The 17,889-nt window shown below is 59.1% G+C and carries 24 protein-coding genes and 4 pseudogenes; 17 read left to right on the forward strand and 11 right to left on the reverse strand.

The window, feature by feature from the left end; all coding sequences use genetic code 11:
* The first annotated feature begins 231 nt into the window (after window positions 1–231).
* A complete protein-coding gene (locus tag G9X64_RS18960; RefSeq protein ID WP_171377182.1) occupies window positions 232–633 on the forward strand; it encodes a carboxymuconolactone decarboxylase family protein in 402 nt (133 codons plus the stop codon).
* Window positions 634–765: 132 nt separating this feature from the next.
* Here the strand turns inward: G9X64_RS18960 and G9X64_RS36605 are convergent, their stop codons facing one another.
* From G9X64_RS36605 to G9X64_RS18975, 3 genes are all read right to left on the reverse strand, one after another.
* A complete protein-coding gene (locus G9X64_RS36605) occupies window positions 766–1,173 on the reverse strand; it encodes a hypothetical protein (protein ID WP_171377181.1) in 408 nt (135 codons plus the stop codon).
* A 319-nt stretch (window positions 1,174–1,492) separates the two neighbouring features.
* Window positions 1,493–1,981, reverse strand: coding sequence for a GNAT family N-acetyltransferase (locus G9X64_RS18970; RefSeq protein WP_171377183.1), 489 nt, complete (start codon window positions 1,979–1,981; stop codon window positions 1,493–1,495).
* A gap of 86 nt (window positions 1,982–2,067) precedes the next feature.
* Window positions 2,068–2,421, reverse strand: a complete 354-nt coding sequence (locus G9X64_RS18975; RefSeq protein ID WP_171377184.1) for a MarR family transcriptional regulator — start codon at window positions 2,419–2,421, stop codon at window positions 2,068–2,070.
* A 91-nt stretch (window positions 2,422–2,512) separates the two neighbouring features.
* On the opposite strand from G9X64_RS18975, the gene G9X64_RS18980 reads away from it, so the two are divergent.
* From G9X64_RS18980 to G9X64_RS19000, 5 genes and pseudogenes are all read left to right on the forward strand, one after another.
* Window positions 2,513–3,049 (forward strand): hypothetical protein, encoded by a 537-nt coding sequence (locus G9X64_RS18980; protein WP_171377185.1) that lies wholly within the window; start codon window positions 2,513–2,515, stop codon window positions 3,047–3,049.
* A 6-nt stretch (window positions 3,050–3,055) separates the two neighbouring features.
* Window positions 3,056–3,718, forward strand: coding sequence for a transglycosylase SLT domain-containing protein (locus G9X64_RS18985; RefSeq protein ID WP_171377186.1), 663 nt, complete (start codon window positions 3,056–3,058; stop codon window positions 3,716–3,718).
* Complete coding sequence (locus G9X64_RS18990; RefSeq protein ID WP_129421155.1) at window positions 3,715–4,014, forward strand: TrbC/VirB2 family protein; 300 nt, start codon at window positions 3,715–3,717, stop codon at window positions 4,012–4,014. The genes G9X64_RS18985 and G9X64_RS18990 overlap by 4 nt, the downstream gene beginning before the upstream one ends.
* 5 nt (window positions 4,015–4,019) lie before the next feature.
* Complete coding sequence (locus G9X64_RS18995; RefSeq protein ID WP_171377187.1) at window positions 4,020–4,358, forward strand: VirB3 family type IV secretion system protein; 339 nt, start codon at window positions 4,020–4,022, stop codon at window positions 4,356–4,358.
* Window positions 4,351–4,692, forward strand: a pseudogene (locus G9X64_RS19000) (transporter); the annotation flags it as partial. The gene G9X64_RS18995 and the pseudogene G9X64_RS19000, both read left to right, overlap by 8 nt.
* Window positions 4,693–4,746: 54 nt before the next feature.
* On the opposite strand, the gene G9X64_RS19005 reads toward G9X64_RS19000, so the two are convergent.
* On the reverse strand, window positions 4,747–5,082 hold the full coding sequence (locus tag G9X64_RS19005; protein WP_130750940.1) for a helix-turn-helix domain-containing protein: 336 nt from the start codon (window positions 5,080–5,082) through the stop codon (window positions 4,747–4,749).
* A gap of 342 nt (window positions 5,083–5,424) precedes the next feature.
* Here G9X64_RS19005 and G9X64_RS19010 point away from each other — a divergent pair, with 342 nt between their 5' ends.
* The 3 genes from G9X64_RS19010 to G9X64_RS19020 all read left to right on the forward strand — a co-directional run bounded on the left by G9X64_RS19010 (window position 5,425) and on the right by G9X64_RS19020 (window position 7,541).
* A complete protein-coding gene (locus tag G9X64_RS19010) occupies window positions 5,425–5,721 on the forward strand; it encodes a hypothetical protein (RefSeq protein ID WP_246270979.1) in 297 nt (98 codons plus the stop codon).
* Between the two features lie 352 nt (window positions 5,722–6,073).
* The gene (locus tag G9X64_RS19015) at window positions 6,074–6,679 is read left to right on the forward strand and encodes a type IV toxin-antitoxin system AbiEi family antitoxin domain-containing protein (RefSeq protein WP_171377188.1); all 606 of its coding nucleotides are present in this window, start codon (window positions 6,074–6,076) and stop codon (window positions 6,677–6,679) included.
* Window positions 6,672–7,541, forward strand: a complete 870-nt coding sequence (locus G9X64_RS19020; protein WP_171377189.1) for a nucleotidyl transferase AbiEii/AbiGii toxin family protein — start codon at window positions 6,672–6,674, stop codon at window positions 7,539–7,541. Before G9X64_RS19015 ends, G9X64_RS19020 begins: the two co-directional genes overlap by 8 nt.
* A 126-nt stretch (window positions 7,542–7,667) precedes the next feature.
* On the opposite strand, the pseudogene G9X64_RS19025 reads toward G9X64_RS19020, so the two are convergent.
* Window positions 7,668–7,934: pseudogene (locus G9X64_RS19025) on the reverse strand (HEPN domain-containing protein); the annotation flags it as partial.
* Window positions 7,935–7,999: 65 nt separating this feature from the next.
* Between G9X64_RS19025 and G9X64_RS19030 the strand changes: the two are divergent.
* A complete protein-coding gene (locus G9X64_RS19030) occupies window positions 8,000–8,644 on the forward strand; it encodes a histidinol-phosphatase HisJ family protein (protein ID WP_171377190.1) in 645 nt (214 codons plus the stop codon).
* Between the two features lie 259 nt (window positions 8,645–8,903).
* On the forward strand, window positions 8,904–9,185 hold the full coding sequence (locus G9X64_RS37300) for a GNAT family N-acetyltransferase (protein WP_168311768.1): 282 nt from the start codon (window positions 8,904–8,906) through the stop codon (window positions 9,183–9,185).
* Between the two features lie 135 nt (window positions 9,186–9,320).
* Here the strand turns inward: G9X64_RS37300 and G9X64_RS19040 are convergent.
* From G9X64_RS19040 to G9X64_RS19050, 3 genes and pseudogenes are all read right to left on the reverse strand, one after another.
* Window positions 9,321–10,158: pseudogene (locus G9X64_RS19040) on the reverse strand (SDR family NAD(P)-dependent oxidoreductase).
* A 40-nt stretch (window positions 10,159–10,198) separates the two neighbouring features.
* On the reverse strand, window positions 10,199–11,158 hold the full coding sequence (locus G9X64_RS19045; protein WP_246270981.1) for an SDR family NAD(P)-dependent oxidoreductase: 960 nt from the start codon (window positions 11,156–11,158) through the stop codon (window positions 10,199–10,201).
* Between the two features lie 62 nt (window positions 11,159–11,220).
* Window positions 11,221–11,682 carry a VOC family protein gene (locus tag G9X64_RS19050; protein ID WP_171377191.1) on the reverse strand — a complete coding sequence of 154 codons (462 nt, stop codon included), beginning with the start codon at window positions 11,680–11,682 and terminating at the stop codon, window positions 11,221–11,223.
* 117 nt (window positions 11,683–11,799) lie between these two features.
* On the opposite strand from G9X64_RS19050, the gene G9X64_RS19055 reads away from it, so the two are divergent.
* Complete coding sequence (locus G9X64_RS19055) at window positions 11,800–12,684, forward strand: LysR family transcriptional regulator (RefSeq protein WP_171377192.1); 885 nt, start codon at window positions 11,800–11,802, stop codon at window positions 12,682–12,684.
* A 143-nt stretch (window positions 12,685–12,827) separates the two neighbouring features.
* Here G9X64_RS19055 and G9X64_RS19060 read toward each other — a convergent pair whose 3' ends face one another.
* Complete coding sequence (locus G9X64_RS19060; protein WP_246270982.1) at window positions 12,828–13,193, reverse strand: winged helix-turn-helix transcriptional regulator; 366 nt, start codon at window positions 13,191–13,193, stop codon at window positions 12,828–12,830.
* A gap of 96 nt (window positions 13,194–13,289) precedes the next feature.
* Between G9X64_RS19060 and G9X64_RS19065 the strand changes: the two genes are divergently transcribed.
* Window positions 13,290–14,132 (forward strand): enoyl-CoA hydratase/isomerase family protein, encoded by an 843-nt coding sequence (locus G9X64_RS19065; protein ID WP_171377193.1) that lies wholly within the window; start codon window positions 13,290–13,292, stop codon window positions 14,130–14,132.
* Between the two features lie 277 nt (window positions 14,133–14,409).
* Here the strand turns inward: G9X64_RS19065 and G9X64_RS19070 are convergent, their stop codons facing one another.
* Window positions 14,410–14,808 (reverse strand): VOC family protein, encoded by a 399-nt coding sequence (locus G9X64_RS19070; protein ID WP_168312809.1) that lies wholly within the window; start codon window positions 14,806–14,808, stop codon window positions 14,410–14,412.
* An 87-nt stretch (window positions 14,809–14,895) separates the two neighbouring features.
* On the opposite strand from G9X64_RS19070, the gene G9X64_RS19075 reads away from it, so the two are divergent.
* The 4 genes from G9X64_RS19075 to G9X64_RS19090 all read left to right on the forward strand — a co-directional run bounded on the left by G9X64_RS19075 (window position 14,896) and on the right by G9X64_RS19090 (window position 16,939).
* Complete coding sequence (locus G9X64_RS19075; RefSeq protein ID WP_171377194.1) at window positions 14,896–15,603, forward strand: helix-turn-helix transcriptional regulator; 708 nt, start codon at window positions 14,896–14,898, stop codon at window positions 15,601–15,603.
* A 53-nt stretch (window positions 15,604–15,656) separates the two neighbouring features.
* Window positions 15,657–16,169, forward strand: a complete 513-nt coding sequence (locus G9X64_RS19080) for a nucleoside hydrolase (protein WP_312864076.1) — start codon at window positions 15,657–15,659, stop codon at window positions 16,167–16,169.
* 210 nt (window positions 16,170–16,379) lie between these two features.
* Window positions 16,380–16,646, forward strand: a complete 267-nt coding sequence (locus tag G9X64_RS19085; protein WP_168312807.1) for a type II toxin-antitoxin system ParD family antitoxin — start codon at window positions 16,380–16,382, stop codon at window positions 16,644–16,646.
* Window positions 16,643–16,939, forward strand: coding sequence for a type II toxin-antitoxin system RelE/ParE family toxin (locus G9X64_RS19090; protein ID WP_171377196.1), 297 nt, complete (start codon window positions 16,643–16,645; stop codon window positions 16,937–16,939). The genes G9X64_RS19085 and G9X64_RS19090 overlap by 4 nt, the downstream gene beginning before the upstream one ends.
* Here the strand turns inward: G9X64_RS19090 and G9X64_RS19095 are convergent.
* Window positions 16,936–17,719, reverse strand: a pseudogene (locus G9X64_RS19095) (IS6 family transposase). The gene G9X64_RS19090 and the pseudogene G9X64_RS19095 overlap by 4 nt on opposite strands.
* Window positions 17,720–17,889: the final 170 nt, after the last annotated feature.

Consider the following 17,889-nt stretch of genomic DNA (forward strand, 5'->3'; position numbering starts at 1 on the left):
TGCGATCAAACTCGCCGCAACACGCATCTGGATCAGGTCGTTATGAGTCTGTGCCCTAGGGAATAGGATAATCTATGAAGTCTATAAACAAAAAATTCTAATTTTGACTGCTTCCCCGAAACGGCTACCTTCGATATTTCCCTGTTGTCGGTGGATTCTCGCTTACGGACACAACCGAAGAGAAGATCATGTTTGCGGCCGTTCGTTGAGGCCGCCGGGAAGGAACTTTCGATGGTCAAGCTCCTGTCGGACCAAGAGGCTGCGGCCAATCCGGCCGTTCAAGCCGTGTTCGACGACATCAGGGCGACGCGCAAGACCGACTTCATCAACAACTTCTGGCGTGCGCTTGCGAACGATCCCGCAAACCTCAAGCGGGTATGGGAAACGCTTAAATCGGTCATGACCGTGGAAGGGGCGATCGATCCATTGACACGCGAAATGATCTACATAGCGGTGTCGACGGCGAATGCTTGCCAGTACTGCATTCAATCCCATACCGCGGCGGCCCGTTCGCGCGGCATGACGGATGCACAGCATGGCGAACTTCTAACGATCATCGGACTTGCTGCGCAGACAAATCATCTTGCGCTGGCCATGCAGGTTCCGCCGGATCCGGAATTTGAGGTGCGGTAAAACCCGGCTCGGGATTGGGTCGCAACGCCAGCCGATCGATAATGGAAGCGGTCCACATGTCGATGATGGTGTTGATTGTCCCTTCTTGAGGGCTGACGGCGCTGTTTCATGGCATAAGGAGCGGAAGCGCTTTTAATGGCGGGGCCTATACTGTCGCGACGAGACTTCGATGGTGAGCTCCGCGCATGTCGATTGAAGTTCCCTATCCGTGCCGTCTTCGAAATAGTCGTCGAGAAGCAGGCAGCGATAGTCTTGAGCAAGCAACCTCGTTTCGAGATCGTCGCGGAGCGCAGAGAGCCGGAAGAATTGGCGCAGCCTGCCCATGGTGTCTCTCCGATCAGGCGGCGAACGAATGCTGGCTTGTGATGGCGACATCAATTTGTGGATTGCCCGCAGCACGTCCGATGGCGCGGCGAAGTGCTGGCCGTCGAGGTCATGCACAAGAAACTTCACGGCGATGGACTTCAGCAGGTCCTTGTCTGGAACGACGATGCCGACCGGAACGCCGGCGAAGGGGATGACCATTCCGATTGATTTCAAATAACTCCGATAATCGGAGAAAATAATGCTAGAGCCGCGGGGACGGGCGCTACCGAAAGCGAATCACGTCGACCCCCGGGCTCAGCCGGATCGTGCTAAAAGCGCGTTCAGATCCTTATTCCCCGCGCCAATCAAGGCGTCGGGAGCGCGACGGATGCAAGAATACAGGCATGGGCGCCTGATCGGCGCCGGCGGAGAGCTAAAGCCGTGCTGTGTCCAGCGCCTCGTGAGTCGGCTTTCTAAGCCTGTCCCGGGTCGGATGGCGACGCTGTAAAGAAGGTCTGCTACGCGGACACAGCTGCCGTGGATTGCCAGCCGCTTAGCGCCTGGCAATCATTGGCAAGATCAGGCCCCACCGAGTTTCCTGAGGCGGTCCGACCGGTTCGAAACCCAGTTTTTTGTAGACGGCAATCGCCCGTTCGTTGCCAGGGTGAGGATCGGTTGCAATCACGGGCGCTTTCTCATCAAAGAGAGCCTGCATTCTGGCGCCGATAAACGCTGAACCGTGCCCAACACCGATCATTTCGGGGTCTCCAATGTATTGGTCAATTCCCCGCGAACCCTTGGGGAGTTTGGCAAAATGGTGATCTTCCCAGCCATGGACTGTGTAGTCCTGCATGAACGCGAAGGGACGTCCGAAGGATGAGACAATCCAGCGCGCTACCCGAGGATCAGTTAATTCCTCTTCATCGTATGGCTCATCCGAGTCCCACCATTTACGGACATGAGGCTTCGATTGCCATTCCATGAGCAAATCAAGGTCATCCAGTGTCGCTCTGCGAAAACTGTATTGATCGGGTGTCATCATGAGATCAGTTTAGCAGATCATCCGCCGGGAGGTATGCCAGCCGAATGCTGGACGAAAATCTAGAAATCGTCACTTAAATCCGCTGCTCATCCGGTTCCGAACGAACTTAGCTTCCCTAGAAGGGCTTCCGAAATCTCGAACTGACGCGCCGTTCCACGACCCATCGAGTTCTTGACGATCGTCTCGGTCAACATTCCTCGCCTCACCAGAAGGTCGACAGTCTCCTTGACGCCGCTGCGCGTCAGAGCCGTGATTTCCATGATGCTGGAGAGAGTTAGCTTCTGGTGCGCTTGGTTCATGCTGTAGAGGACGGTCATCATGCCGACCTGCTTCAGCCTTGCCTGAGGCGTCTCGTCTTCGAGGGGGTGATCGAGGATCTCGTGCAGGATAAGACCTGAGAAAGCCAGATTACGCCAATGGGTTGCAATTGCTCTTGTCATGTCATTTTAATGTGTTGTATAAATCAGTATAATTCGCTTTACAGGCAACCTACCTCTTCCGCAATGGGATGTCCTTCGAAGGGTCGTGCTCATGAAAAACCTTCTGTTCAACACGGTTGTCGCGGCCTGCTGCATGTTGCCACCCTATCTTAATTCACCTGGCAGGGCGCTAGCAAATGAGTGGGGTTGTGAGGTTATTCTGTGCCTTTCCAACCCCGGAGGCCCGACGCAGTTTGCAGAATGCCGCCCGCCGATCGAGAAGCTCTGGCGCGAACTTGCCGAGGGGCATTCGTTCCCGACCTGTAGCGGCGCCACCTTCCACAGTTCGCGCCCGGGCTATGAGCCGTATTACTGCGAAACCGGATACCGGCTGGAAAGCGATCATGGTCCGCGCGGGCAGGAAATAACCTGCGTTTCGATCTCTCTCCAGCCGGTAAGCGACGCGTTCTGCCCCCATCTCGGAGGGAGCAACAGTTCCAGCAACCATTCGGTTCTGTCCCCGCGATGGCAGCTGCTCGATGGTCGGCGCCAATGCATGGGCTATCCGACCGACCGCCCGATGGTGAGATCGCAGCCCCACTATGTCGACGTCACCATCGATGGGATGGGCACGCAACGGGTCTGGTAATGATCAATGGCGGTGGCATTCGTTGATCTCGCCCAGAACTGCGCACCCATGGTGGAAATCAGAACGCTCGCCGCTGTCGTCAGTCTCGAGAGCGGCTTTAAACCACTCGCCATTGCTATCAACAACGGTCCGCCGCTTGAGCGCCAACCCGCGACGAAGGCGGAGGCGATTGAACGCGCGACCTCCCTTGTTGCCGATCGGCAGGACGTCCGGATCGGCCTGGGCGGCATTGGCGAGAAGGAGTTGCGCAGGCTCAAGCTTTCGATCTCGGATGCGTTCGATCCTTGCCTGAACCTCAAGGCGACGGCCACTCTGCTCGACGGCTATTATCGTCTGGCCTTGCGCGCCGGCGCCGATGCGATCCGAGCCGAAAACGTCATGCTTCAGTCCTACTACGGGCGTGACGATCCGTCCGTTGGCGAAATGATCAAATATGACCAGCAGGTCCGCCAGGAAATGGTCCGTCTGCCTTCCGACCTTGCGTCTCTCACTATCGCCGAGCCGCGTGAAGAAGCCCCTCGCGCGGACCCGTCAGCCAGCCGGGAGACATCGCCGGCTGCGCAATTCCTTTCCCAATTCGGCGGAGCTGCATCGTGGGACGTCTTCAACGTCCGGCGGTCATCCCAGGTTCTCGTGTTTCAAGACGAACGATCGGAGCAAAGAAAATGATCTCAAGAGCAGACTTTCGCCCTGTCGCAGCCTCACTTCTGATGGCCGCCGTCATCAGCGCCTGCCTGGCGGAGCCGGCCTTCGCGCAAGCGGCCGGCGTCGAAACCGTCCTGCAGAACATCGTCGACATGCTGACCGGCAATATCGCCCGGCTGCTTGCGGTCATCGCCGTCATCATCATCTGCATCGCCTGGATGTTCGGCTACATGGATCTGCGCCGCGCCGGTTTCTGGATTATCGGCATCGGCGGAATTTTCGGTGCGACGGAACTCGTCAATACGATCGTCGGAAGCTGATCATCATGCAAACAGCCGCCGCTAGCGAGGAAGATACCTTGTTTCTTGCCTGCACGCGCCCGGCGATGATCGCCGGCGTGACGATGGAGGCGATGGGCGTCAACGTCATGCTGACGACCATCCTCTATATCACCGCGGGATCGATCGCCTACGCCCTTGTCGGCGTCGTCTTCCATTTCATATTCCGCACGCTCGTCAAGCACGATCACAACATGTTCCGGATCCTGATCTCCTGGATCGAGACCCGCGGCCGGTCGCGCAACGCCGCCTATTGGGGCGGTGCCAGCTTGTCGCCCCTGAGGCTCATCCGGCGCTATGACGAAAAGGATTTGAGCCTTGCCTAGCATCGCAACGCTTCGCTCGCGCGAACTCGGGCCGGAAACCTTCATTCCACACGTCCGTCACGTCGACGAGACGACGATCGCGCTCGAATCCAGAGCGTTGATGGTAATGGTCGCGCTTGAAGGCATATCCTTCGAAACCGCCGATGTCCTGGACCTCAACAGCCTGCATGGCGACCTCAATACGCTCTATCGCAACATCGCCGACGACCATCTGGCGCTCTGGACTCATGTCATCCGCCGCCGCGACAATGCCTACCCGGACGGAGCCTTCGCCAATCGTTTCTCGCAGGGGCTGAATGCAAGATACCGCGACCGCATGATCGGAGAGGATCTCCGGGCCAGTCCGATCGGACGTGCGCGGCCGTGTAGGTCGAGATGAACTTCGAAATCAGCCATTACGCGACGATCCCGGCGATCGTTTCGGGTGCGCGTGCTTAGGTAGTTCCGCACTGGCGAGCGACTGACCGACGCTGTCGTTACTGATGTCGGCGACTTGGCTCAGTCCCTCTAGCAAACCGAGTGCCTGTAGAACACCTGCATAGATGCCGATGCTGACATTGGTGTCTCCGGCTTCGATCTTCTGAAGCGTTGAGCGTGAGGTAAAGGCGCGTTCGGCCACTACAGCCATAGGCAGGCGGCGACGTCGACGAGCGTCGCGAATGTCTGCGCCCAGTTTGCGCAGCGCGCGCCGCACAGCGGCGGGAGGATTATGAGGTGTTGGCATTTGCCACCTTCGCACTACAGATTTGAGGGATATGTATCACGAAGCTTACAATTATTCCAGAGGGAGGCGTTTAGTGAACCTCGGGCGTCGCTCACTGCTACCCAACCTTGTGGTCGGTCCGCCGGGGATCTGAGCTCTAGCCTATAGCCTTGATCTTGGAAGGCGGGAGGCCATCCGAATTTGGTGGCCCCCAGAGCCCCGGCAACCTTTGACGGCATCGCATGGACGTCAAGGACATGGTGAGCTGGGTTCCCGGACAATGGAACTATTGCCGTTTGCCGAGGTTGGCCATGTCGCCGGGCATGGCCTGCGATAACCATCTGGCAGGGCATGGAAGACCGGGTGGTCAAGCCCGTCAATGCGCTCGCGTGTGTTGCTCAGTGGCTCGAAGTCCAAGGCATTGCAGAAAACAGCGGCCGTTTGGAGGAAAAACCATGGGGCAGGTTGCAGTCATGGAAGGTGAGCGGCAAGCTGAAAGTGGCCCTCTATTCGGTCAGCAACATGGGCCACGGGCTTCCGATCAAGAAGCGCAAGAGCGCCACGGCGCTAAGGTCTGCAGACCCCTACGTGATCCCGGTAGAAATCTCAGCTCCAGCGGAGATGATGCGATTGTGGGGTTTGTCGAGGCTTCGAACATAATCAGCTCGCAGCAAGTTCGGCGGTAGCTGGCAAATTCGCTCCCAGCGAAGGGTGCTACGGATACACCGTCTCGCGGGCAACGAAATGCCAAGCTTGCATTCGAGCAGCTGACACTGCTGGTGACCCGCGCCCTCCTGCAACCCCTCGTTATAGACCTGTCCGCCACGGGGCTTCGGGCAACCACGCCGACCACGCTGACGACATAATGCGTGATCGGTTCCTGTCTCCCTGCTTTGAGCCTCGAACCAGGGCAGCCTATTCAATCGGGCACCTTTCCTTGCCATACGAAGAATGATACGAATCCTCGGAGAATAGGTCCTGTGTTCCGAGCTTTCGTATCGTGCCACCATCCATGTCCCAACGCCAGATTGCCCATACCGTGCTGACCGCGTGCGGAATTTCGCGCCTGGCAGAGCTGCGCGAGGCGGGCGTAACAGCCGCAACCATGAGCCGCATGGAACGCGACGGCGAGGTGATTCGGCTCGCGCGAGGACTTTATCAACTTTCCGATGCGCCCCTCGACGTTCACCACAGTCTCGCAGAGGCCGCCAAACGGGTTCCCAAAGGCGTGGTTTGCCTCGTTTCGGCCCTGGCTTTCCATGGTCTGACTGATCAGCTCCCGAGGCAGGTTTGGCTCGCCGTGGGTCAGAAGGACTGGTCCCCGAAAGCCGAAGGCACGCCCATTCGGCTGGTACGTTTCACCGCTCGTCTGCTGACGGAGGGTGTTGAAACCCACGCTGTCGAGGGGGTGACCGTGAAAGTCTTCGGTGTCGCAAAGACGATCGCCGATTGCTTCCGATATCGGAACAAGATTGGCCTATCCGTGGCGATAGAAGGCCTTCAGGAAGCGCTGCGCCAGCGCAAGACGACGCCGGGCGAGATCGCTAGGCAGGCTGAGCGAGGAACGGTTGCCACGGTCGTTCGGCCCTATCTCGAGGCACTGACCGCCAATGGCTAAGGAGATCAAGAACATCGGCGCCTCGGTTCGCGCCCGCCTGTTGCAGGTCTCCAAGACGAGCGGCCAGACCTTCGATCTTGTCCTGACCCGCTTCGCCTTGGAGCGGCTCCTCTTCCGGCTCAGCCAGTCACCCCACGCCGACCGCTTCGTGCTGAAGGGCGCGATGCTGATGATGAGTTGGTTTGATGACCCCCACCGCGGCACGCGCGACCTTGATCTGCTAGGCTTCGGCGATCCGCGCGGGGAGCCGATGCTGGCGACGTTTCGGGAGATCCTGGCGCAGGGTGCTGCCGACGGCGTGGAGTTCGACGACGATGGGCTTCGTGTCGATCGAAGCCGCGAGGAACTGGAGTATGGCGGCCTGCGACTGCGGACCACAGCATCGATCGGCGGCGCCCGGATCAGTCTGACGATCGACATCGGCTTTGGCGATGCGGTGGAACCTGACGCCGAAGAGCTGGACTATCCTTCCATGCTGGACTTTCCGATGCCCCGGCTGCGGGGCTATGCCCGGGAGACCGTCATTGCCGAGAAATTCCAGGCGATGGTGGCACTGGGGCGAGCCAACAGCCGGATGAAGGATTTCTACGACATCTGGATTCTCAGCCGGTCGTTCAGCTTCGACGGCGACAGGTTGCCCCGGGCGATTGCCGCCACCTTCGCGCGGCGTGGGACAATGATACCTCGGGACTTGCCCGATGCACTGACGCCGGCCTTTGCCGAGGATGCGCAAAAGCAGCGACAGTGGCGCGCGTTTGTCGGAGACGTCACCCATGATCCGGGTGATCTCGCGAATGTAATTGCAGATATAGCCGAATTCCTCATGCCGCGCGCCGCAGCAGCAGCGAGCTTGGGCCAATGAGTGGCTTGATTTCCACTGTGGCGTTGTGGAGGGTGTTTTCTCGCTATGCCGGGGAAGGTTGAGTTGATGCTATCTGGCGGGCAGGAGTGGTGGGTTAGAGTTGCGTGAGCCGTGCCGTCTCGCTCCCTAATGGCTGTCATGTTTGAGCTTTTCGAGATGTTCGGAGCAAACGGCTCTGACCAATTCAAGCAGCACGGTTGTCCGCTCGCCGAGCCAGATAAGCGCCTCCTCGCTGATCTCGTAATGTTTTGAATAGCGCGCCTTGACATATGCCTCGTTCAATGTGTTGAACCAGGCGCGTTCCTTGTGCTGATCACGCGGGAAGGCTTCGGCCAGCCGACGGTCCTGCTCCTCGGCGAGCGAGCGCAGGAACTTGATGTTGTGCGATGGTGGGTGACCTTGCCCCGTTGAAATAATCCATTTTGAAGTAAGCTCTGGCCCATTGAGAGGACCAGAGAATGAAGCGCAACCGTTTCACAGACGAACTGCTCGTTGGCTTTGAAACGGAAACGCTTCCGCCCGAAGGATGGCTCGAGGCCATGGCAAGACTGCGGTCGGCCTATCCTTTCGACTATATCGTCGGCAGCGTCCACGACATCTGCGGCCGCTGGCTCGACTTCTCTCCGGCTGACACGGCCGTGCTGGCTGGCGATCTCGGCGGACCGGAAGCATTGCGGGTCGCCTATTTCGATGCGGTCACCAATATGGTCGAGACCCTCCGTCCCGACGTCGTGGCGCATCTCGATCTGGTGCGAAAATACGAGCCAGACGGCTTCAGCTTCTCGCCGCGTGTGCTGCGCTCGATCGAGACGACGCTTGAGGCGATCCGGGCTTCTGGAGGTGTTCTGGACGTCAATTGCGCTGCGTTTCGCAACGGCCACGGGTCGGTCTATCCACTGCCACAGATCCTGGATCGGGCACTGGCCATGGGCATTCGCGTGACGCTCGGCGATGATAGCCACGGGGTGCAGACCGTGGGCGTCGGGCTTGAACAGTCGATGGCTGCCATTGCTGCTGCGGGTTACGAGCGCCTCTCCCATCTAACCCGGGGGAGCGGGTGGCGCGAAGCGGCACTTGAATCAATCGCTCCCTGCCGGCGCTGATCATGGACGAGAAAGAGATGCTCGAGCATGCTGTTGCATCGTCCCTGACAGTCGAGCAGGCAAGTGCCGCCGACATTCCCCTCATCATGTCGATCGAGCGCAGTCCCGGCTATCCGACTCTGGTCGGAAGCTACGGCGCCGACGAGCATCGCCGGCGAATGGAGGCGCCGATCTGTAATTATCTTCTTTGCCGCAGCGCCGGCGAATTGGTGGGGTTTGCCGTCATTCGCCGCGACGATGATGGCATGGGAACAGCCCAGTGCACCGGATCGCGGTATCGCCACCGGGAAAGGGATATGGCGCGTCGTTCCTGCAGGAAATCTGCCAATGGATTTTCGCCGAGGATGATATTCATCGTTTGTGGCTCGACTTGCTTCCTTCAAACGAGCGTGCTGCTCGCCTCTACCGAAGCATGGGTTTTGTCAGGGAGGGTGTGATGCGCTCGGCTTTAAGGGTGCCAGGAGGACGTCAAGATCTTGTTTTGATGTCACTCCTTCGCGAGGATTGGGAGCAATTGTACTTTCGGGCTGGAGGCCTGTAGTCGTGGTGCGGGATGCAAAAATCAAAAACTTCTTCAGTCTAGTAAACAGGGTCTAGGGTTCAAATCAGCTCAATGCGTAGGCGCAGCACCAACTAACGAGAAGTCTAAGGTCCTGCGCTAAAATTGTTTTGCTGTTCACGGTATTGATGGAAAGTCGGTCGACACCGAGACTGCTCGCCACTCTTTCAGGATCACTGCGTCCTTCCGATGCTTCTCCTCGATCGCGTAAACGGTGTCGCTGCCAAGCGGAAGCCGGACCGGAGGATTGGGGGCGTCCGCGAACTTCACAAGCACGTCCGCAAGCCTGTCCGGATCGCCGGGCTGATTATGGCTCAGTCCCGTGGCGACAGTGCGAACTCTGCCAGCCGTGTCGGCATAGTCCGAGATAATCGCCGGGCTGACGGACAACGACGAGGCGTCAAGGAAGTCTGTGCGGAAATAGCCGGGCTCGACGACCGTAACGTGAATACCGAGCGGGGCCAGCTCGTCGTGCGTGGCCTCACTTAGTCCCGCTACGGCGAACTTTGTGGAGGAGTGGACGCCGAAGCCGGCAGCGCCGCGATACCCGCCGGTCGAGGAGATGTTGAGGATGCGGCCGGAGCGCGCGCCTCGCATGTACGGCAGCACGGCGCGCGTGACCACCAGCAGGCCGAAGACATTGGTGCGGTAGACTGCCTCGACCTCTGCGGCAGTTGCCTCTTCGACCGCCCCCATCAGGCCGAAGCCCGCATTGTCAAGGAGGAGGTCGATATGGCCGAAGCGGTCGACCGCAGCCTGCGCCGCCGCAATCGCCTGTGCCTCGTCTGCGACGTCGAGGGCGACTGGCAGCAGGTTCGGATGCTCGCCGAGGCGATCGGTGATCGCCCCCCGGATTGCGGGCTGTAGCGACGACGGCATCACCATTTTCGAGTGCCTTTCCGGCGACGAGGGCGCCGAAGCCCCTCGACGCGCCGGTGATGAACCAGACTCTCATGGTGGGATTCCTTTCGTTGTTCGAAATGGGACTAGACTGCTCAAGAACGCGGAGGGACCGGGGTGGAGAAGGTCAGCTCCATCTCGCGGGCCAGCAGTTGGGGGAACCGTTCCAGGACGGCCTTCGTGTATGGCTGGGCGAAATGCGCATCGAGATCGGTCCGTGAGCGCCAGGTCTCGTAGAGTATCCAGACGTTCGGATCGTTGTTGTCACGGTGAAGCCGGTATTCGATGGCCCCCGCTTCGGCGAGGGTCGGCTCGACGAGACCCCGCAGGACTGCGCCGAGCGTTTCAGCCTGATCCGGCTTGGCGGTGAGACGAGCGACCAGCGTCAGTCGGTCGGGATCGGAGGTGGGCGTCGGATAGACGGTCTCCCAGTGCTCGGCCGGACCGGTCGCTTGCCTCCAAACAATCTCTGCGACGTCTGCCGCTTCTCCGGATCCTGGATCGACCAGTGTTGCCACCGTCGCTAGACCGATGCGGATGCCGCGCTCTGCGAGCGGGGCAGCCAGTCCTTCTACAAGATTGCGCAGTGCGGCCTTACCGAGGCCGAGGCTGGCGTAGTCGGCATGCGGTGCAGTCGCGAGGCCGCCGCCCGTCACGAGGAGCGTGCCGCCGGCATCGCCGAACCGCTCGACGGCCACACGGATCGTGTTGAGGCCGGCGGCGATGTTGATGGCGAGATCGCTCACGATCTCCTCATCGCTCATGCTGAACAGGTCCTGCTGTCGGACAACGGCAGCGTTGAAGTGCACAACGCTCAGCTCGCCAGCAAGACGTGCGGCCTCGGCGAGCGCGGCACGGATTTCTTCAGGCCGCGTTGCGTCTGCAGGAAGGGCGAACGCTTTGATGCCGTTCGCTTGCAGTTCGGCCGCCATCGCGGACAAGCGGGTTGTGCTGCGAGCAATCAGAATGACGCTCCAGCCTTGGCGGCCGAACTTCTCGGCGACTGCCTGGCCGATACCTGGACCAGCCCCGACGATGGTGATGGACTTGGACATGGAATCTCCTCCGGATGTGTTGGCCACCGCGATGTCGGGATGACCAAACGGGTGGGAAATGCTCACGGCAGGACTTCTGCCAGCTCGATCAGATTGCCGAAGGGATCGCAGAAGAAGGCAAGGCGCCGGCTGATCGCCAAAAGCTCGAACGGCTCGGTGACGATGGTGACGCCGCGTGCACGTAGTTCCTCGACGGTGGCATCAACGCTTGCGACATTCAGGCAGAAATGGTGGTAGCCGGCATATTTGAGGCTGTCGCCGAGATCGGTATAGGGGCGGACATCTTTCGGCGACGGATCGCCGCCGCCAAGGATTTCCACATAGAAATGGTCGTCGGTGGCGGGTGCCAGATAGGCGAGTTGCTCGTCGGCATAGTCCCATTCGGCAACGACACGAAAGTCGAGCTTCTCGACATACCAGCGCTTGGCGGTTTTGAGGTCCGGCGTGCGGACGGCGACGTGATGACCGCGCATGTCAGCGAAGGGCGATGCAGTGTTGTGGGCGGGAGGAATGAAGTCGGCCATTGTCTTGTCTCCTGTGTGGTCCGGCACCAGCGCCGGTTTGCGAAGGGAAATCTGGACCTTTTCGAGATTAAGAATTAGAGAGATAATCTTCCTCTCAATGATGAGTGAGATTTGACAATGCGCAGCACGGATCTCTCGGAACTGGCCGCCTTCGATGCGGTTGCCCGTCACCGTAACTTTCGCCGCGCCGGCGAAGAGCGCGGGGTGACCGCCTCGGCGATCAGCCATGCGGTGGGCAATCTCGAGGCACGCGTGGGCATTCGTCTGCTCAACCGGACGACCCGCAGCGTGGCCCTGACCGATGCCGGCGCGATGTTGCTTGCGCAACTGTCGCCGGCCTTCGGGGAAATCGGCTCGGCGCTCGATGCCCTCAACCAGTTTCGTGACACGCCGTTCGGAAAGGTTCGCATCAACGCGCCCAATTCGGTGGCACGGTTCGTGTTCCGATCGGTCATTGGCCCGCTGATCTCAAAAAACCCCGGTCTCCAGCTTGAAATCGTCGCCACCGACCGCCTCGTCGATATCGTGGAGGACGGGTTCGACGCTGGCATCCGTCTCGGTGAAAGCCTGCGCGATGGCATGACGGCTGTGAAGATCAAGCCTCGGCTGCGGTTTGCCGTCGTGGGTTCGTCAAGCTATTTCGAGCGTCATCCACTCCCCAAAACTCTGGATGATCTGCGTGACCATGTCTGCATCCGCAATATCTATCCAAGCGGCAAGCCATACGCTTGGGAGTTCAGCCGCGCCGGCAAGATCATCGAATTCGAGCCGACCGGGTCTCTGTCGCTCGATGACCATGAACTGATGGTCGAGGCCGCACTTTCAGGCGTGGGGCTGGCCTATGTCTGGGAGGAACGGGCGCGTCCCTATGTCCAGAACGGCAGCCTGATCGAATGCCTGGCATCCTGGAGTGCGCCCGAGGACTGGCTCTATCTCTACTACCCGACGCGAAAATACCTGTCGGCCGGCCTGCGCGCGGTCATCAATGCGCTTCGTGTATGAGTGGACTGGCGCACCGACGGTTCGATTCCTATCAAGGCGAACCTGATTGTGTAAGATTCAAACGTGCGCAATTGCTGCGCTTAACAACACGGTCACGCCGAGCACCGTTGGATGCATCTGATCTGCAGATGAATGATTGTCCTTCAGTCGGCCTTGTAGCGTTCACGAGCCTGCATCACCTCGGCACGATGCTGTAGGGTCCAGGTATGTAGCGCCCGAAGGGGAGCTTCCAGAGTGCGACCCAGCGCAGAGATTTCGTAGGCAACGGCGATCGGCGAAAGGCTCACGATATGCCGTTCGATAATCCCATTGGCCTCCAGGCGCCTGAGGCACTGTGTCAGCGCCTTTTGCGTGACGCCGTCCAGTCTTCGTTTCAATTCATTAAAACGCAGCGGGCCATCGCATAGAGCGCCCAGCACCAGGATAGTCCATTTGCTGGCGATCTCATCGAGCAACAATCGGTCCTCGACGAGGTTTTCATTCGCAGATTCGAGGGGCAAGCTTCGCATGGGATACTCCAGGCTACCAGGTAGCATCAAGGTGCATAATTGACTGCTAGTATACAGATTATACTTAAGGGCGCCTGACATGAAAAGGAGTTTAAAATGTCCGCCCCAAAATATGAGACCATTCACGTCCACCGCGAAGGCGCTTGCGCCTGGGTGACGATCAACAATCCCCCTCTCAATATCCTCGATGCGCGCCTGATGACGGACATCAACGATTTCGCCGGACATGCCGCCAAGGACGACACTCTGACCGTCATCGTTTTCCAGAGCGCCGATCCGGATTTCTTTATCATCCATGGCGACATGAATTTCGTGAAACAGCCCGACGCGCTGATGTCGCTTCAGCTTGGTGATGCAGGGACCGAGGGGCTCAACCCGATGATGCGGTTGCACGAGAGGCTTCGCGCTCTGCCCCAGATCACGATCGGCAAGCTCGCCGGCTATGCACGGGGTGGTGGCGCAGAGTTCCTGTCGGCGCTCGATATGCGTTTCGCTGCCAGAGGGATCGGTGGCATTGCCCAGATGGAGGCCTTGATCGGAATCATTCCCGGTGCGGGGGGAACGGCCTATCTCCCCCAGCTTGTCGGGCGGGCGCGGAGCCTGGAAATTACCGTGGGTGCGGAATTGTTCGATGCCGACCTGGCTGAGCGTTATGGCTGGATAAACCGGGCACTCCCACCTGAAGAGCTTGATGCCTTCGTTGACGGTCTGGCCAAGGCAATCGCATCACGAGCCCGGGGAGTGGTGCGTGCCGCTAAACAGGCGATCGATGCAAGTTCCAAAGATCTGACGCAAGCATTGCAGACCAACAACGAACTGCTCGGCCAGACTTTTTCTGCCCCGATAGCGACTACGCTCACTCTGGCCGCATTGGAGGCCGGAGCTCAAACACGTGACGGCGAGAAGACGCTGGAGGAAACCCTATCTGCCTTGAGTTAAAGGGTTGCTGGCGGTCTGACCGCCAGCGATTACCACAGGCAGCATTTCTGTCGCCAAGCCTTGCAAATTCGATCCTTCCCAAGGCGGCGAGAGGCCGAGAGCGGCCTCCCGTTGGAAGCTCGAGCATCTTTGCGCCTTCTTGTCGGTCATGAAGAATGCGGCGCATCACGCCTAACGCGGACATCGTCGCGGGTACGGTCTCGTCCCTTTGGCGCAATGGCGGTCATATGCGTCGGCCCTGACCGAGCAATGATCCTTGGCAGACTGTGTCAGCCAATCAACGACCACTGAAGCGTCGTCTCGCCGCATCGGTCACGGGCGTATAAAGGGCGACGCGGGTGCCCTCGGGGTCGCAGAACTGGACCGTGCGATTTCCCCATGGCAAATCCTTAGGCTCATGCACCACCTCGACCTGATCTTTCAGCCGTGCGAATTCCGCATCGACATCTGACACCATGAACTCGAGAATAGCGGTCTTATTGGCGCAGGGCTCCGCACTGCCCTCCTTGAACAGTGCGACCGTCTCGACGCTGCCTATTGCCAAAGCGGCACCCGGCGTGACGATCTCGGCGAAGACGGGGGCAAGCCAGTCCGCACGGGCGCCTGTCACCAGTTCATAGAAGGCCACCATCCTTTTGATGTCGGCGGCGACGAGGCGGGTGGATGCAAATTTCATAATTTTCTCCTTCAGTCGTAACGATCTCTTGGCTTGCTTTTGTGACACAGTTCTGCTGACAGCGTAGTGGCAGCAGGAGTCAGCAGAATGCGAAAAGCGGAGCGGCTTTTTCAGATCATCCAGATACTTCGAAGGTCGAACCGCCCAGTGACCTCGGCGCAGCTTGCGGATGAACTCGAGGTTGCGCGACGAACCATCTACCGTGACATCGCGCACCTGATTGGCCAGCGCGTTCCCATCGAGGGCGAGGCAGGGTTTGGTTACGTCCTCGATCCGCGATACGACATGCCGCCGCTGATGCTGACATCAGAGGAAATCGAGGCCGTCCTGCTCGGCATTCAATTGGTGGAAAAGCTGGGTGACCCGGCCATCACCAATGCCGCCCGGGATGTCATCTCAAAGATCGCATCCGCAATACCGAGCGACCTGCTTCCCTTCATCGCGGAACCCGCAGTCGGCCTGAAACCCGGCGAGATCACCAACGGCGCGACCTTCGACACCCGCCCGCTCAGGCGGGCAATCAGAGACGGCCGAAAGATTCAGCTCGACTATTGCGCGGCAAATAGCGAGGTAACGCACCGCATCGTTTGGCCCGTGCTTCTGGGCTATGAGGAGGCACGCTGCCTGTTGATTGCATGGTGTGAATCGAAGAAGGCTTTTCGCCATTTTCGCACCGAACGCGTCCTCAATCTTGAGGTTCTGGAAGAAACCATCGGTGTTTCCAAACGCAAGCTCAGACAGCAATGGCTACAATGGCGTGAAACCGAGCTGTCCCGTTTGCGCCCCACTCCATGACTACAGTGGGGCAATCCCGGATCTTAGCGTCAGAAAGTTCGCAGTCCACTTTCGTGTCGGGCGCTCTACGAGCGGAGAGGCCGGAGGCTGCGCGCATCGTGCTCAATGCCGATGTCGACAAGGTCCTCGTGCCGCTCGACGTCTGCGAGGATAATCGTGTGGCCGACAGCATGCTGACGCGCGACGGCTTGGCCGACATGACGGCCGTTATGCGAGACAATCCGGTCGTCGCCATGATCCGCGACACCTTCCCGATCTATATCGACATCTGGCGGGAATTCTTCGGCCTCGTCGGCTTTCCGATGGACGACGTCATCACCGTGGCGCTTTGCTTCGCGCCCGATCTCGTCACAACCACTGAGCCACTGTTTGCCGACGTGGTGCTCGACAAGGGCGTCGCGCGCGGCCAGACGGTTGCCTATCGTGGTCACCAGATCCTGCCGGGCGGCGAGGGGGCCAAGACCACGCGCATCGCCAATGGGCTCGACGGTCGCCGTTTCCTCTCGATCTTCAAGGCGGCCATGGCGTGCTACGAGCGCACCGCTGCCCCCACAACCAAAGCCTGAAGGATTGTTCTGACATGCCGACCCCTATTCTCTACCCCAATAATGTACTGGGGCCTAGCTGGTTCGTATGGCTCCAGGCCGCGCCCTTCGAAGCAGCGTAGGGTTAGTACAGATTCTATCTCACACTTTCGGAATGAGGATAATCTCGAGCATTGATAATAGTTGATAAACATTCTATCTTGTCTTCCATCACATTCGATGGAGTACCACATGATCAGCGCCGATCTGGGAAAGCAGCTCGAAAGCTATATCCAGCAGCTCGTCGACACGGGTCGTTATGGCTCGAAAAGCGAAGTGCTGCGGGAAGGCGTGCGACTTGTCCAGGACCGCGAGACCCGTCTTGCCGCGCTGGATGCTTCAATCATGCGCGGTATTGCCGATGCCGACGCCGGCCGAACAAAGCCGGCGAGCGATGTTTTCGAGCGGCTCGAGGCAAAATACCGGGCAATGTCTGACCAGGCCGAAAAATCGGCATGATCCTTCAGTTTTCCAACGAGGCGGAAAGCGATCTTGAGCAGATCGCCGATTATATCGCGCGGGACAATCCCCGACGCGCCCTTTCATTCGTCCGGGAGTTGCGCAGCAAGTGTGAGGATCTCGTCGATAGTCCGGACGGTTTCGCCCTCGTCCCCCGCTACGAACCCCACGGTATCCGCCGGCGCATTCATGGCAATTATCTGATCTTTTACCGCGTCGAAAACGCAAAGGTGGTCATCGTCCATGTACTGCATGGCGCCACCGACTATGGCGCCAACCTGTTCGGTGATTAGTTTCGGTCTGTCGATCTGAGCTGAGGTGATGTCAGGTTAACTCGATCACGTAAGCTTTCGGCATGCCGGTTGGAGCAGGCCGCTGTCGCGGTGACCGCCTTCCAATGTGCCATCGCCGTGAGGCGATGCAGATGAACAGCGATGGCAGAGTGGTTGGAGCGTGCCGGGACGAAGAGGATTTCGGATCGCGGAGAACACACTGACGAAACGTTGCAGCGAACCCGGCGAGCGAAATCGCTGCACGATCCGTTTCCGTTTCCGCAGAGGAAGATGCGAGTTTTCGGCGCGGTTATTCAGGCCCTTGTGTGATCGATGCTCCACAGTGGGCATCACATGCCGCCGTGCTGCGCCATAAGAGCGAAGCTTGTCGGTGACGATCCGCTTCGGCAGACATCCCTGCTTCTTCATCAACCGCGTTAGCAGACGCTTGGCAGCCTTGGTGTTGCGGCAGGTCTGGACGATCTCGTCGAGAACGTAGCCATCCTGATCGACGGCGCGCCAGAGCCAGTGTTTGCGTCCGCCGATCGTCACGACCACCTCGTCCAGATGCCACACATCATCTGGGCTTGGCGCCTTCCGCCGCAAGCGGCGCGCATAATCCAGGCCGAACTTCCTCGCCCAACACCGGGTCGTCTCATAGGAAACCATGATGCCGCGCTCCAGCAGCATTTCTTCGACCAGTCGCAAGTTCAGCGGAAATCGGGTGTAGAGCCAGACCGCATGGGCGATCAAAGAGGGCGCAAAGCGATGCCGTTTGTAGCTGATAGGATTCAGGTTCATGGCGGCGAGCTAATAGCGAACGCCTTCAAGGAAAGTTAATCTGACATCACCCGCTGGATCTAAGCGAGATCCGCAGGTCACTGCGAGAGCAGCGCAAACTGCGCATCACATTATCTCTGAAAGATGTGAACCTTGGAAAGGAGATCATCTGGCCCGTGATGCATGGGTTC

The organism is Rhizobium sophorae (assembly GCF_013087515.1).
Taxonomy (GTDB): Bacteria; Pseudomonadota; Alphaproteobacteria; order Rhizobiales; family Rhizobiaceae; genus Rhizobium; species Rhizobium sophorae.